The following is a 14728-nucleotide window of genomic DNA, read 5'->3' on the forward strand; positions in this document are numbered from 1 at the left end:
GGCCGTCCCGTAAATGATCTTTAGTGCGAGAGAGCGAGACCGGCCGACTGGCGGACCGCTCGCTATCCGGCGAGGGCAAGGTTGTGCAGGCGGGCGATGCCGCACATCGCGTGGTAGACGCCGTCACCTTGGAGACGCCAGTCGTGCAGTATCTTCCAGCTCTTCATGCGTGCGAAGACGAGCTCAACGCGGGCACGGACTTGTTTGTGAGACTTGTTGTGCTTCTCCTTGCAGGCGGTCAACTCCTCTCCCTTGCGGCGACGGTGTGGCATACCAGGCCAGGACCGGGGTAGCCACCGTCGGCAATCGTCGTCGTGGCACCGACAGCGGCCTTTGCACCGGATTCATCCCACGCCTTGCAGTCGTTGCGGTTGCCAGGCACGGGCCGACCGACCAGAACGACGAGACGGGTATCGGCGTCGATGACCACCTGATGGTTGGTGGAGTACCGATAGTTCTTGGACTGCTCGGCCACTGTGTGGTCGCGGGTCGGCACCAAAGGCCATCCACGGTCAGCACGGCGTCCCTTGCAAACCGCTGGCGCGGCTGCAGCGCGAGCTTCGGCCCCCGGTCGTCGATGATGCGGTCGGCGGCCGACTTCGACACCCCGAACAACAGGGCGAGCTGGCGCATCGTCAAGTTGGTCCGCCAGTACGCCGCGACCAGCAGCGCCCGATCTTCCAGAGACAGGCTCCACGGCCGCCCCCTGCGAACCGCGTCTGCGCGCCCGCACGCCGCAGCACGGTCACCAGCCTGGCGAACTGGCGCGGGTCGAGCCCGGTGAACGGGGTCACCCAGGACGACTCCGACGCCGAGATCACACGAGCCGCACTGTGATCATCCCACTCCGGCTGATCCCTCCAGCCGGGCGAAGGCGAGGATGTCGGGGACCGCTTCGCGCAGGCTCGCGAAGTGACGGTGCACGCCGGCCACCGCAACCGCGGTGTTGACGCCCCACACCGTCATGCCGGCCCGCAGCCCCGCTTCGACTCCGGAGGGGGCGTCCTCAATGACCAGGCAGTTCTCAGGCCGGACACCGAGTTGCTCGGCGGCCAACAGGTAGGGCACGGGCGAGGGTTTGCCTTCCTCCACCGCCGCGGCGTCCACAATGACGCGCGGGACCGGCAGGCCCGTACGAGCAAATCGCCCGCGCACCCGGTGCTCGTAGTTGGAGGTCACGAGCGCCCACGCCCCCGACGGCAGGGTGCCCAGCAGGTGCGACGCGCCGTCGAACGCCGCATAGACGCCGGACCGGACGTCCTCGTCCTCCAACTCGTGCAGCGCAGCCAGGCACTCCCGTGGGTCCTGGTCCGGAGCCACCTTTGCGAAGGTCTCCATTGGCCGTGTCCGCAGGGCCACCCGATAGACCTCGATCGCGTCCAATCCGTATCGCCCCGCCCAACTTGCCCAGACCCGGCGCTGGTTGTCCACAGCGTCGATCAACGTGCCGTCGACGTCGAAGAGGACGCACTTCCTGGGGCCGGGCTGCACACGCTCACTGATCACGCCGTGATCATGCCAGCATGCAGACTGCGCAGGTCGGTCCACACCAGTGCTCGATACAACCGAGACGCCCCGAGCGGATCAGTACGCCTCCAGACCCAGCTCGCGGAACTGGTCTCGGACCTGCCCGACCAGATCGGGACCAGGAGTCGGCGTTGTCAGCAGGCGGAAGGGCACGTGGAGGGCTTCGTACTTCGAGGCTCCGAGTTTGTGGAAGGGCAGGACGTCGACGCGGTCGACGTTGCCGAGGCCGGCGAGGAAGTGGGCGAGGCCGTAGACGTCCGGCGATGAATCGGTCCAGCCGGGGACGAGCACGTACCGGATCCACACGCTCTTGCCCAGTCGGTTCAGGCGGGTGGCGAAGTCCAGGGTGGGCGCCAGTTCGCCTCCGGTGAGCTGGCGATACGTGGGCGCGTGGAAGGACTTGATGTCGAGGAGTACCAGGTCGGTGTCGGCGAGGAGTTCGTCGGTGGCGCGGGCACCGAGGAAGCCGGAGGTGTCGAGGGCGGTGTGCAGTCCGGCTTCCTTGCAGCGACGCAGGATGTCGCCGGTGAAGGCCGACTGCAGCAGTGGCTCGCCGCCCGTTACCGTCACTCCGCCGCCGGCCGTGGTGATGAAGGCGCGGTACTTCTCGATCTCCTGCATCACCTCGTCGACCGTCGCCTCCTGGCCGTCGCGCATGTGCCAGGTGTCGGGGTTGGCGCAGTACAGGCAGCGCAGCGGGCAGCCGGAGACGAAGAGGACGAACCGGGTCCCGGGGCCGTCCACGCCGGTGGACAGGTCCCAGGAGTGGATCCGGCCTGTACTGGTCGCCGTCATCGTGCTCACAGCGATCCGTGGAAGGTGCGGCTGATCACGTCGAGCTGCTGCTCGCGGGTCAGGCGGACGAAGTTGACGGCGTAGCCGGAGACGCGGATGGTCAAGTCCGGGTAGTTCTCCGGGTGTTCCATCGCGTCCTCCAGCGTGGCCCGGTCGAGGACGTTGACGTTCATGTGGAAGCCGCCCGCCGACATGTAGGCGTCGAGGATGCCCACCAGGTGCCCGGCGCGTTCGTCGGGCGCGTGCCCCAGTCCCTCCGGCGTGATCGTCGTCGTCAACGAGATGCCGTCACGGGCCTGTTCGTACGGCAGCTTGGCCACCGAGAGGGCGGAGGCGGCGACGCCGTGCCGGTCGCGGCCGTTCATCGGGTTGGCGCCGGGGGCGAAGGGCTGTCCGGCGTGGCGGCCGTCGGGGGTGTTGCCGGTGTGCTTGCCGTAGACGACGTTCGAGGTGATGGTGAGGACCGACTGGGTGTGTTCGGCGTCCCGGTAGGTGGGGTACTGACGGACCTTCGCCATGAAGGACTCCACCAGTCCTACGGCGATGCTGTCGGCGCGGTCGTCGTTGTTGCCGTAGGCCGGGAAGTCGCCCTCGGTGCGGAAGTCGACGGCGAGGCCGGTGGCGTCCCGGAACACCTTCACGCGTGCGTACTTGACGGCGGAGAGGCTGTCGGCGGCGACGGACAGGCCGGCGATGCCGCAGGCCATGAAGCGGTGCACGGGGTAGTCGTGCAGCGCCATCTCGATGCGCTCGTAGGCGTACTTGTCGTGCATGTAGTGGATGACGTTGAGCGCGTTGACGTAGGTCCGGGCCAGCCAGTCCAGGACGTGGTCGTACGCCGCCGACAGCTCGTCGTAGTCGAGGTACTCGCCGGTCAGCGGGGGCGTCGGGGTCGCGATCTGGTCGCCGGTCATCTCGTCCCGGCCGCCGTTGACGGCGTAGAGCAGCGCCTTGGCGAGGTTGACGCGGGCGCCGAAGAACTGCATCTGCTTGCCGACCTCCATCGCGGAGACGCAGCAGGCGATCGCGGTGTCGTCGCCGGTGCGCGGGCGCATCAGGTCGTCGGACTCGTACTGGACTGCGCTGGTGTCGATGGAGACCTGGGCGCAGAACTCCTTGAAGGCGAAGGGGAGTTGGGGCGACCACAGGACGGTCAGGTTCGGTTCGGGTGCGGGGCCGAGGTTGTAGAGGGTCTGGAGGAAGCGGAAGGAGGTGCGGGTGACCAGGGGGCGGCCGTCGGTACCGATGCCGCCGATGGACTCCGTCACCCAGGTCGGGTCGCCGGAGAAGAGGGCGTCGTACTCGGGGGTGCGCAGGAACCGTACGATCCGCAGCTTGATCACGAAGTCGTCGATGAGTTCCTGGGCGCGGGTCTCGTCCAACACCCCTTCCTCCAGGTCGCGTTGGAGGTAGATGTCGAGGAAGGTGGAGGTGCGGCCGAGCGACATCGCGGCGCCGTTCTGCTCCTTCACTGCGGCGAGGTAGCCGAGGTAGAGCCACTGGACGGCCTCGTGGGCGGTGGCGGCGGGGCGTGAGACGTCGCAGCCGTACGTGGCCGCCATCCGGGTCAGTTCGCCCAACGCCCGTATCTGCTCGGCGAGTTCCTCACGATCCCGGATGATGTCGGCAACGGACGCACAGGCGTCGAGCTTGGCCCGCTCGACGCGCTTGGCCTCGATCAGGCGGTCCGTGCCGTAGAGCGCGACGCGGCGGTAGTCGCCGATGATCCGGCCGCGGCCGTAGGCGTCGGGGAGGCCGGTGATGATGCCGGCCTTGCGGGCGGCGCGCATTTCGGGGGTGTAGGCGTCGAAGACACCGTCGTTGTGGGTCTTGCGGTAGGTGCCGAACACGCTCGTGACGAAGGGGTCGGCCTCATAGCCGTAGGCCCGCAGGCTGTTCTCGACCATGCGCAGGCCGCCGTTCGGCATGATCGCGCGCTTCAGCGGGGCGTCGGTCTGCAGGCCGACGATCAACTCCCGTTCGCGGTCGATGTATCCGGGGGCGTGCGAGGTGATCGTGGAGGGAGTGGCGGCGTCCACGTCGAGGATGCCGCGGCTGCGCTCCTCCGGGAACAGGGAACTGACCTTCTCCCAGACGGCGCGGGTGCGGTCGGTGGGGCCGGTCAGGAAGCCGGCGTCGCCTTCGTACGGCGTGTAGTTGGCCTGGATGAAATCCCGGACGTCGACCCGCTCGCGCCAGGAGGTGCCGGCGAAGCCGCGCCATGCCTCGGACGAACGTGTTCCGGCCGTCGCTGTGATGGTCATCGCCGGTTCTCTCCCTTGCTTCGCACTGGAATGCCTCACTACCGATACTCGTGCGGCTCCTCCGCCGGCGGGAGGGCCGGTCAGGGCACTGGCCCCGGCCGTCCGACCCCCTGGTGGGGCCGAACGGCCCTCCCCCGTCGGGACGCCCTCATACGACGGGCAGATCAGGGCGCACGAGGGTGCCCGACCGGCCGTGGACGATCTCGTACGTCGCGTCCAGGGCCCCTATCGCGGCCAGTCCCCCGGTGTGCTCGACGAACCGGGCGGCGGCCTCGGTCTTCGGTCCCATGGAGCCGTCCGGGAAGTCGCCGTCGCGCAGTTGCTCGGGAGTGGCGCCGAGGACGGGCCGCTGGTCGGGGGTGCCGTAGCCCTCGTAGACGCAGGGCACGTCGGTGAGGATGAGCAGGAAGTCGGCCTTCAGGTCCTCGGCGAGCAGGGCTGCCGTGAGGTCCTTGTCGACGACGGCCTCCACGCCCGTCAGCGCGCCTGTGTCGTAGTCCGAGGTGACGGGGACACCTCCGCCGCCCGCGCAGATGACGAGCGTGCCGCTGCCCAGCAGGTCGTGGATGGTGTCGGTCTCCAGGATCCGTTCGGGCGCCGGGGAGGGGACGACGCGACGCCAGCCGGTCGTGTCGGCGGCGATGTGCCAGCCGCGTTTGCGGGCGAGCGCGGACGCCACGTCGTACGGGTACACCTGGCCGACGAACTTGGTGGGGTGCTCGAAGGCCGGGTCGTCGGCCCGGACGATGGTGTGGGTGACCAGCACGGCGATCCGCCGGCCGGGCAGGGCATCGTGCAGGGTGCGCACGAGCAGGGAGCCGATCATGCCCTGGGTCTGGGCGCCGAGCAGGTCGAGCGGGTAGGGGGCGCTGAGGGCGGGGTCGGCGGCGCTCTCCACGGCGAGCAGGCCGATCTGGGGGCCGTTGCCGTGGGTGATGACGATCTCGTGGTCGTGGGCGAGAGCCGCGATCGCGGTGGTCACGCGGTCGACGTTGGCCTCCTGGACCGCCGCGTCGGGGCGTTCGCCGCGGCGCAGCAGGGCGTTGCCGCCGAGGGCGATGACGATACGCATGGTTCAGTCCTCCAGGGTGGCGACGAGTACGGCCTTGATGGTGTGCAGGCGGTTCTCCGCCTGGTCGAAGACGATCGACGCGGGGGACGAGAACACGTCGTCCGTGACCTCCAGGCCGTCCAGGCCGTAGGTGTCGAAGAGGTCCTGGCCGAGGTGGGTACGGCGGTCGTGCAGCGCCGGCAGGCAGTGCATGAACTTGACGTCCGGGTTGCCGGTGGCGGCCAGTGTTTTCTCGTTCACCTGGTACGGGAGAAGCAGTTCGATCCGCTTCCGCCAGGAGTCGGCCGGTTCGCCCATGGAGACCCACACGTCGGTGTGCAGGAAGTCGGCCCTCTGCACGGCGGTGTCGATGTCCTCGGTAAGGGTGATCCGGGCTCCGCTGTTCTCACCCAACTCCCGGCAGGCGGCGACGAGTTCGGCCGTCGGCCACAGCGCCCTGGGCGCGGCGATGCGTACGTCCATGCCGAGCAGGGCGCCCATGGACAGCAGCGAGTTGCCCATGTTGTTGCGGGCGTCGCCGAGGTAGCAGTAGGCGATGTCGGGCAGGGGCTTGGAGCTGTGCTCGTCCATGGTCAGGACGTCGCAGAGGCTCTGGGTGGGGTGCGCGGTGTCGGTGAGCCCGTTGTAGACGGGGACGCCGGAGTGGGTGGCGAGTTCGGTGACGAGGGTCTGGTCGGAGCCGCGGTACTCGATGGCGTCGAACATGCGGCCCAGCACGCGGGCGGTGTCGGCGATGGACTCCTTGGCGCCGATGTGGGTGTCGCCGGGGCCGAGGTAGGTGGTGCGGGCGCCCTGGTCGGCGGCGGCGACCTCGAAGGCGCAGCGGGTGCGGGTGGAGGTCTTCTCGAAGATCAGCGCGAGGTTGCGGCCGGTCAGCCGAGGTCGTTCGGTGCCGTTGTGCTTGGCGGCCTTGAGGCCGGCGGCGAGGTCGAGGAGGTGGTGGATCTCGGGGGCGGTGAAGTCGAGTTCGCTCAGGTAGGAGCGGCCTCGCAGGTCGATGGTCATGGTGGTGGTCCCCTTGCTGGGTCAGGCGGTCGGGCGGTCCCTTTGCCGGGTCGGGCCGTCAGGCGGCCGGGTCGCGTTCGACGGGGCAGCTCATGCAGCGCGGTCCGCCCCGGCCGCGGCCGAGTTCGGCGCCGGCGATGGTGACGATCTCGATGCCCTGTTTGCGGAGGTAGGTGTTGGTGGTGACGTTGCGCTCGTAGCCGACGACCACACCGGGAGCGAGGGCGAGGAAGTTGCTGCCGTCGTCCCACTGCTCGCGCTCGGCGCCGCGGATGTCCTGCGGTGCGGACAGCATCCGGACCTTGTCCAGGTCCAGGGCCTCGGCCAGGGCGCCGGCCAGTTCGGAGTTCGGGGTGACCTCGAATCCGGTCTCACGGGCGTCGCTGGGCATGAGCGTCCACGAGCGCAGGGAGTCCGCGAGGCCCGGGTAGACGGTGAAGGCGTCGCGGTCGGCCATGGTGAGCACGGTGTCGAGGTGCATGTAGGCGCGGACGGCGGGGAGTTGGACGGCGATCAGACGGTTCGCCGTGCCGGTCGCGAAGAGCCGGGTGGCCAGGTTCTCCACGGCCTGGGCGGTGGTGCGCTCGCCCATACCGACCATGACGGCGCCGTTGCCCAGGACGTGGACGTCGCCGCCCTCCAGGGTGCCGACCTCACCGTCCAGGAGTGGCGTGGTGACCGTGCCGGCGAACATCGGGTGGAAGCGGTAGATGGCCTCGGCGTGCAGGCTTTCGCGGCGCCGGGCGGTCCTGGCCATCGGGTTGACCGACAGACGGTCGTACATCCAGCAGGAGTTGTCGCGCGGGAAGAGGTGGTTGGGCAGCGGGGTCAGCGCGAAGTCCTCGGCGTCGAGCGCGTTCCAGACCAGGCTGTGCGGGGTGGCGAGCGGCAGGTCGCTCTTGAGGATTCCGCCGATGAGGTGGGCGGCGAGGGTCTCCCCGTCGAGGTCGATGCACAGCTCCCGCAGGGGATCTATCAGTGCGGGGCCGACGGTGGCCGGGGTGAAGACCCGCTCCAGCAGCCAGTCCCGGGCTTCGGGAGCGTCGAGGGTCTGGGCCAGCAGGTCGGCGAAGTAGTGCACGCGGGCCCCGTGGTCGCGCAGGACCTGGGCGAAGGCGTCGTGCTCCTCGCGGGCGCGCTTGGCCCACAGGATGTCGTCGAAGAGCAGGGCGTCGACGTTGCGCGGGGTCAGCCGGGAGAGTTCCAGGCCGGGGCGGTGCAGGATCACCTGACGGAGGCGGCCGACCTCGGAGTCGACATGGAAGGTGGTGGTGTTCATGGCGGGGCTGCTCCTGTGGTCGTACGGGTGCGGGGCCGATACAGAGGGTGGGGTCAGTCGCGGTGGCGGAGGAGATTCCTGCGGAGGCCGCCGGTGCGGGTGGTGGGCAGTCCGCGGGAGATCCGCTTGACCGGCGGTGTGAGCGTCTCGGGAGCCCGGCCCTCGGAGACCGGCTCGCGGATCGGCTCCTCGCCGTAGACGCCTTGGCCGCGCTTCAGCCAGATGTACACCGGCAGGCCGAGGAGCAGGACGAACAGGCCGTAGTAGACGGTCTGGTAGCCGCTTCCCTGGATCGCCCAGTACGAGAAGGCCATCGCCAGGACCGAGACGGTGACGTCGCGGGCCAGCCGCCGGCCGGCGATGCTCTCGCGTCCTCGTACCACCAGCCAGTACAGCTGGGCGGCGGCGGAGAAGAGGTACGGGATCACGGCCGTGAGCACGCTCAGCAGCACGATCTTGGTGAACACGTCGTCGAAGCGCGTGTAGCTGAACACGGTGATCAGCGAGGCCAGCACGGTCGAGGCGATGATGCCGAAGACCGGCACGCCGCTCTCGCCGCGCAGCCTGGCGAAGGCGCCGGGGAAGAGTCCGTCGCGGGCGGCAGCGTAGGGCATCTCGGCGCAGAGCATGGTCCAGCCGTTGAGGGCGCCGATGCCGGAGACGATGGCGGCGACGGCGACCGTGTCGCCGGCCCAGGTGCCGCCCAGGATGTTGTTGGCGGCGTCGGTGAACGGGGCGGTGGAGGCGCCGAGTCGGCCGTGCGAGACGGTGCCGAAGACGGCGAGGGTGCCGAGGATGTAGATGACGGCGCAGGCGAGGGTGCCGTAGATCGTGGCGCGCGGGACGTTGCGGCCGGGCTCGCGGACCCGGCCGGCGACCACCGAGGCGGCCTCCAAGCCGATGTAGCTGAACAGCGCGATGGGTGCGGCGGCCGAGATGGCGCCCATGGCCGACTGGCCGCTGGCGTTGAACGAGCCGAAGTTGTGCGGGTCGACGAACAGCAGGCCGATGGTGGCCATGAAGAGCAGCGGGAGGAACTTCAGCACGGTGGTGAACACCTGGAAGGCGCCCATGTTCCGTACGCCGGTGAGGTTGATCGCGGCGGGTATCCAGAGCCCGATCAGCGCGATGAGGATCGAAATCGCCGTCTTGTGGCCGGTGTTGACGAACACCTCGACGTAACCGACCCAGGCCACCACGATCGCGGCGTTGCCCGCCCAGGCGGTGATCCAGTACGACCAGGCGTTGAGGAATCCGGCGAACTCGCCGAAGGCCTCACGGGCGTAGACGTACGGTCCGCCGCTCGCCGGGACGCGCTTCGACAGCGCCCCGAAGGTCACCGCCAGGGCGAGTGCGCCGAGGGTGACGATCACGAACGCCACGAGCGAGATCGGCCCGTACGGTGCGAGGGCCGAGGGGAGCGCGAACACTCCGGTTCCGATGATGGTGCCGACCACGAGCGCGGTCGCGCCGGAGAGGCCGAGGGCGGCCTTGGGAAGTGACGAGTCGTCACTTCGTCTGTTCCTGGGCATGGTTGTGCTCCCTGTTCGGGTCGGAGCGGATCCGTCGATCCACGCACGATCCTTCTCGGAGCCGACGCCCGTGATCAGTGGCCGAATATCCCCCCTCGGGACCATTGGTCCCAACCGGCACGTCCCGAACGGCCCAGTGGCCGACCCGTCCTCCACCCGCAGGAGTCAGCAGGTGCCGTTCGGCCCCAGGAGCAGGGCCGATCGCCCGATGCCCGGCCGCACCCCGCTCCCTCAGCGTGGACCCACATGATCGCCCCTGTTCCGGCCGAGGCTCCGAGGAGCGCCGGACCCGACCCGTGGGATGGAAAAGATGGCTCCCTTCAAAGACTCCGAGGGATCGCCCACCGGGGCGGCGCCCGGTACGAGCGTCACCCCGCCCAGGACAGTGACCGTGGGAACAGCGCTGAAGTGGGTCGTTCCGGTCCTGGCGGGCCTGGTCGTCTATCTCCTGCCGCAGCCCGATGGAATCAAGTCCGGCGGGTGGGCGGTCCTGGCCATCTTCACGGCCACCGTGCTCGGCCTGATCCTGCAGCCACTGCCGCTGGGCGCGGTCGCCCTGGTCGGCCTGACGGTCACGATGATCACCGGCACCCTGGAGCCGGATGTCGCGCTCGGAGGGTTCTCCGAGCCGACGATCTGGCTGATCGTCGCGGCGTTCTTCATCTCCCTCGGCTTCACCAAGACCGGCCTCGGCCGTCGTATCGCCCTGCTGTTCGTCCGCGCCCTGGGCCGCAGCAGCCTGGGACTCGCTTACGGCATCACCCTGACCGACCTCGTACTGGCCCCGGCCACCCCCAGCAACACCGCCCGCTCCGGCGGTGTCATCCAGCCGGTCATCCGCTCACTGAGCGAAAACGCCGGCTCGCACCCGGGCGACGAGAGCCGCCGCACGCTGGGCGCCTACCTCACCGTCACCGCCATGCAGATCAACACGGTCACCAGCGCCATGTTCCTGACCTCCATGGCCGCCAATCCCCTGGTGCAGAAGCTCGCCGCGGACCACGACATCCACCTCACCTGGACCTCCTGGGCCCTGGCGGCGATCGTTCCCGGCCTGGTCGCCCTGCTGGTCCTCCCCGCGCTGCTGTACCGCGTGTTCCCGCCCACCGTCCGTGCCACGCCGGAGGCGCCGGGCCAGGCGCGCGCCCAGCTCGCCGAGCTCGGCCGGATGTCCCGTCAGGAATGGACCATGGCGGCGGTCTTCGTCCTGCTGCTCCTGCTGTGGTCGGTGGGCGGCCAGGTCTGGGACCTCTCGGCCACCGTCTCCGCCTTCACCGGTGTGGCCCTGCTGCTCGTCACCGGCGTACTGACGTGGGGCGACCTGGTCGCGGAGAAGTCGGCCTGGACGACGCTGGTGTGGTTCTCCGTCCTGGTCATGATGGCCGGTCAGCTCCAGGAACTCGGGGTGATCGGCTGGTTCAGCGACACCATGACCAAGGCCACCGACGGGGTGGGCTGGCAGACCGCGTTCGTGATCCTCACGCTGGTCTACCTCTTCTCCCACTACCTCTTCGCCTCCAACACCGCGCACGTGGCCGCGATGTACGCCGCCTTCCTCTCGGCCGCGATCGCTACCGGCGCACCGCCGGTGATGGCCGCCCTGGTGCTCGGCTTCATCAGCTCCCTGTACGGCGGCCTGACCCACTATGCCTCCGGCCCGGCTCCGGTCCTCTTCGGCGGCGGGTACGTCACCCTCGGCGAATGGTGGCGCACCGGCCTGATCGCTGCCGGCGCGAACATCGTCATCTGGATGGGCGTGGGCGCCCTGTGGCTGAAGGTCCTCGGCCACTGGTGAGACCGCTCCCCCACCTGTCGTCCGCCCGGCCCGGCGCTCCAGCCGGGCCGTCGGCGTGCGATCGCGGGCCCCGGCAGGGGCCGACTCGTGAGCACCCTCCGTCCCACACGGCAACCAAGGCCGGGACCATCCGCCGGCGGGCAGGGACCTCCGGCCCCTGCCCGCTTGATCATCCGGTGAGTTGACTGAAGACCAAGGCCGCCACGCTCGCCCCGAGCGCCCCGGCGCCGCCCGCCGCACCCCACACCGCGAAACCAGAGCAGGTGTCCGTGCCCGGGTCCTGAACACTGTCGACCGCCCGTATCCCACCCGGGCGGCAGAACGGAGGGACGTCATGGCAGACGCTCCGCACTCATCCCACGCCTACCTCGTCGGCGGCGGCATCGCCTCCCTCGCGGTCGCCGCCTTCCTCGTCCGCGACGCCGACTTCCCCGGCGAGCACATCCACGTCCTGGAGGAACTGCCGATCGCCGGCGGCTCGATGGACGGCAGCGGCGAGCCCGCCGGGTACGTCACCCGGGGCGGCCGGATGCTGGAGGAGGAGGCCTACACCTGCCTGTGGAACCTCCTGGAGACGATCCCCACCCTCACCGACGGGACGGTTTCGGTACGCGAGGAGATCACCGAGTTCAACACCAAGTGGCCCACCGACGCCAAGGCCCGCCTGATCGGCCCGGGCACCACGATCCTCGACGCCGCGGACTACGGCCTCGACACCCGCGACCGCCTGGAGTTGACCCGTCTGCTGGTGCTGCCCGAGACAGTCATCGGGGCCCGCAGGATCGAGGACTTCTTCTCCCCGCACTTCTTCGCCACCAACTTCTGGGCGATGTGGCGCACCACCTTCGCCTTCCAGAACTGGCACAGCGCCATCGAACTGAAGCGCTATCTCCTGCGCTTCATGCAGGAGTTCCCCCGCATGCACACCCTCGCCGGCGTGCGCCGCACCCGCCTCAACCAGTTCGACTCGATCATCCGCCCGCTGCGCACCTGGCTGGAGACCCGCGGTGTGGTCTTCGAGTACGGCGTGCGGGTCACCGACGTCGACTTCACCACCGCCGAAGAGGGCGTACGACGCGCTCGCCGCCTGCACGTGGAACGCGACGGCCGACCGGACACGTACGAACTCACCGCAGACGACTACGCGTTCCTCACCCTGGGTTCGATGACCGCCGACGCCGCCTACGGCACCGACGACAGCGCGCCGGAACTCGTCCGCGACAAGCGGGACGGCGGATGGCGGCTCTGGGAGACCATCGCCGCCAAGGCAGACGACTTCGGCCGGCCCACCGCCTTCAACGACAACGTGGACGAGGCCAAGTGGGAGTCCTTCACCCTCACCATGCGCGACCCACTCCTCCTGCACCGCATCGAGGAACTGTCCGGCAACCTCCCCGGCACGGGCGCGCTGATGACGTTCAAGGACTCCAACTGGCTGATGTCCGTGGTCGTACCGCACGCCCCGCACTTCGACGGCCAGCCCGAGAACGTCTACACCCTGTGGGGCTACGGCCTGTTCACCGACCGCGACGGCGACTTCGTCGGCAAGCCGATGGCCGAGGCCACGGGCCGGGAGATCCTCACCGAACTCCTCGGCCACCTCGGGATGTCGGACATCGAGGAGCAGGTCGCGGCGACCACGACCGTGATCCCGGTGATGATGCCGTACATCACCAGCCAGTTCGCCCCGCGCACCGTGCACGACCGGCCCCTGGTGATCCCGCGCGGCTCCGCCAACTTCGCCTTCCTGGGCCAGTTCACGGAGATCCCCGAGGACGTGGTCTTCACCGTCGAGTACTCCGTGCGCGGCGCCATGCACGCCGTCTACGGCCTGCTCGGCCTCGACGAGCGCGAGATACCCGGCATCTACCACGCGCTGGCCGATCCGGCGACGGCCTTCGACGTGCTCAGGGCCGCGCTGGCCTGAGTGCGAGCGGATGGGTCAACCGGCCCTGAATTAGGGCTGGTTGACCTTTCCCGTGTCCGCCGCCATGCCCACATTCTGGTGAGCGCATCGTCGACCCGCGCGCGGAGGCCGGGGCGAGAAACCCACCGAAGGGAACCGGATCATGACCGACACCGGATCGCTCCTGGCGAAGGTGGTAGGGCCGGAGCACGTGCTCATGGAGGACCACGTTCCCGAGGAGTACGGGCACGACGAGTCGCTGACCGTCGCGGCCCGACGGGCGAGGTACGTGGTGCGTCCCGCAGCGACCGCCGAAGTGTCCGAGATCCTGGCGGTCGCCGCCGCGCAGCGCGTCCCCGTCACTGCACGGGGATCCGGCACCGGGCTGTGCGGGGCCTGCGTGCCCAGCACGGACGGGATCGTCGTGTCCTTCGAGCGGATGAACCACGTGGTGGAGATCGACGCCGACAACCACGTAGCCGTGGTCCAGCCGGGGGTCACCCTGGCCGAACTCGACGACCACGCAGCCGAGTTCGGGCTGTGCTACCCGGTACGCCCAGGTGAGTCGAGCGCGTCGGTCGGCGGCACGATCGCCACCAACGCCGGTGGCATGCACGCAGTCCGGCACGGCGTTACCCGCCACCATGTCCTCGGTGTCGAGGCGGTCCTGGCCTCCGGCTCGATCGTGCGCAGCGGAGGAAAATACGTCAAGACGAGCACGGGCTACGACCTGACCCAGCTCCTCGTGGGCTCCGAGGGCACCCTCGCCCTGGTCACCGAGGCGACCCTGCGTCTGAAACCCCGCGGCGGGCAGAGTGCGACGGTGCTGGCGCCCTTCGCGACGGCCGAAGAGATCACCCGCGCGGTGCCGCGCCTGCTGGCCACGGGCGTTGATCCGCTGGTCCTGGAGTACGTGGACATGCTCACGATGGCGGCGATGACCGCCCAGCAGGACCTCGGGCTCGGCATCCCGCAACAGGTCCGCGACACGGCACTCGCCTATCTGGTGGTGGTCCTCGAAGGGCAGTCGGCCGAACGGCTCGAAGCCGATGTGGAGTCACTCGGCGGGCAGTTGCTCGAACTGGGCGCGGCCGACGTCTACGTGCTGCCCGCAACAGCCGCACGCCAACTGATCGAAGCCCGGGAACGGGCGTTCTGGGCCTCCAAGGCGGCCGGCGCCGACGAGATCGTGGACATCGTGGTACCCCGCGCCTCCCTGCCCCGCCTGTTCGCCGCAGCCGACGTCATCGCCGGGGACAGCGGATCCATCGTCACCGGCTGCGGGCACGCGGGCGACGGAAACGTGCACCTCGCGGTCTTCCAACCGGACGGGCAACGGCGGGACAAGGTCCTGCGACGGCTGTTCCGGGCGGGCACGGAGCTCGGCGGGGCGATCTCCGGCGAGCACGGCATCGGTACGGCGAAGAAGCGGTACTTCCTGGAGCTGGAGGACCCCGCCAAGGTGGAGCTGATGCGCCGGATCAAGCACGCCTTCGACCCCGACGGGATCCTCAACCCCGGCGTCCTCTTCGACTGACCGCATCCACATGAAG

The 14728-nt window shown here is 69.4% G+C and carries 10 protein-coding genes and 1 pseudogene; 3 read left to right on the forward strand and 8 right to left on the reverse strand.

What is annotated here, in order from left to right; all coding sequences use genetic code 11:
* Positions 1–62 precede the first annotated feature (62 nt).
* From SSP08S_RS56570 to SSP08S_RS36360, 8 genes and pseudogenes are all read right to left on the reverse strand, one after another.
* Positions 63–821: pseudogene (locus SSP08S_RS56570) on the reverse strand (transposase).
* A gap of 16 nt (positions 822–837) precedes the next feature.
* Positions 838–1506 carry an HAD family hydrolase gene (locus tag SSP08S_RS36330; RefSeq protein ID WP_019072560.1) on the reverse strand — a complete coding sequence of 223 codons (669 nt, stop codon included), beginning with the start codon at positions 1504–1506 and terminating at the stop codon, positions 838–840.
* Between the two features lie 78 nt (positions 1507–1584).
* The gene (gene pflA, locus SSP08S_RS36335; protein ID WP_043259929.1) at positions 1585–2322 is read right to left on the reverse strand and encodes a pyruvate formate-lyase-activating protein; all 738 of its coding nucleotides are present in this window, start codon (positions 2320–2322) and stop codon (positions 1585–1587) included.
* A gap of 5 nt (positions 2323–2327) precedes the next feature.
* Positions 2328–4586 (reverse strand): formate C-acetyltransferase, encoded by a 2259-nt coding sequence (gene pflB, locus SSP08S_RS36340; RefSeq protein WP_019072562.1) that lies wholly within the window; start codon positions 4584–4586, stop codon positions 2328–2330.
* A gap of 148 nt (positions 4587–4734) precedes the next feature.
* A complete protein-coding gene (locus SSP08S_RS62900; protein WP_019072563.1) occupies positions 4735–5658 on the reverse strand; it encodes a carbamate kinase in 924 nt (307 codons plus the stop codon).
* 3 nt (positions 5659–5661) lie between these two features.
* On the reverse strand, positions 5662–6663 hold the full coding sequence (gene argF / locus SSP08S_RS62905; RefSeq protein WP_019072564.1) for an ornithine carbamoyltransferase: 1002 nt from the start codon (positions 6661–6663) through the stop codon (positions 5662–5664).
* Between the two features lie 58 nt (positions 6664–6721).
* Complete coding sequence (locus SSP08S_RS36355) at positions 6722–7942, reverse strand: arginine deiminase (protein WP_019072565.1); 1221 nt, start codon at positions 7940–7942, stop codon at positions 6722–6724.
* A 53-nt stretch (positions 7943–7995) separates the two neighbouring features.
* Entirely contained in the window at positions 7996–9399 is a 1404-nt protein-coding gene (locus SSP08S_RS36360) for an APC family permease (RefSeq protein WP_026179138.1), read from the reverse strand.
* A gap of 385 nt (positions 9400–9784) precedes the next feature.
* Here SSP08S_RS36360 and SSP08S_RS36365 point away from each other — a divergent pair, with 385 nt between their 5' ends.
* The 3 genes from SSP08S_RS36365 to SSP08S_RS36375 all read left to right on the forward strand — a co-directional run bounded on the left by SSP08S_RS36365 (position 9785) and on the right by SSP08S_RS36375 (position 14712).
* A complete protein-coding gene (locus tag SSP08S_RS36365; protein WP_102133496.1) occupies positions 9785–11269 on the forward strand; it encodes an anion permease in 1485 nt (494 codons plus the stop codon).
* Positions 11270–11603: 334 nt separating this feature from the next.
* The gene (locus SSP08S_RS36370; protein WP_019072568.1) at positions 11604–13196 is read left to right on the forward strand and encodes an oleate hydratase; all 1593 of its coding nucleotides are present in this window, start codon (positions 11604–11606) and stop codon (positions 13194–13196) included.
* A gap of 142 nt (positions 13197–13338) precedes the next feature.
* Positions 13339–14712 (forward strand): FAD-binding oxidoreductase, encoded by a 1374-nt coding sequence (locus SSP08S_RS36375; protein WP_019072569.1) that lies wholly within the window; start codon positions 13339–13341, stop codon positions 14710–14712.
* The last annotated feature ends 16 nt before the right edge of the window (positions 14713–14728 follow it).

This window comes from Streptomyces hokutonensis (assembly GCF_000376565.1).
Lineage (GTDB): Bacteria > Actinomycetota > Actinomycetes > Streptomycetales > Streptomycetaceae > Streptomyces > Streptomyces hokutonensis.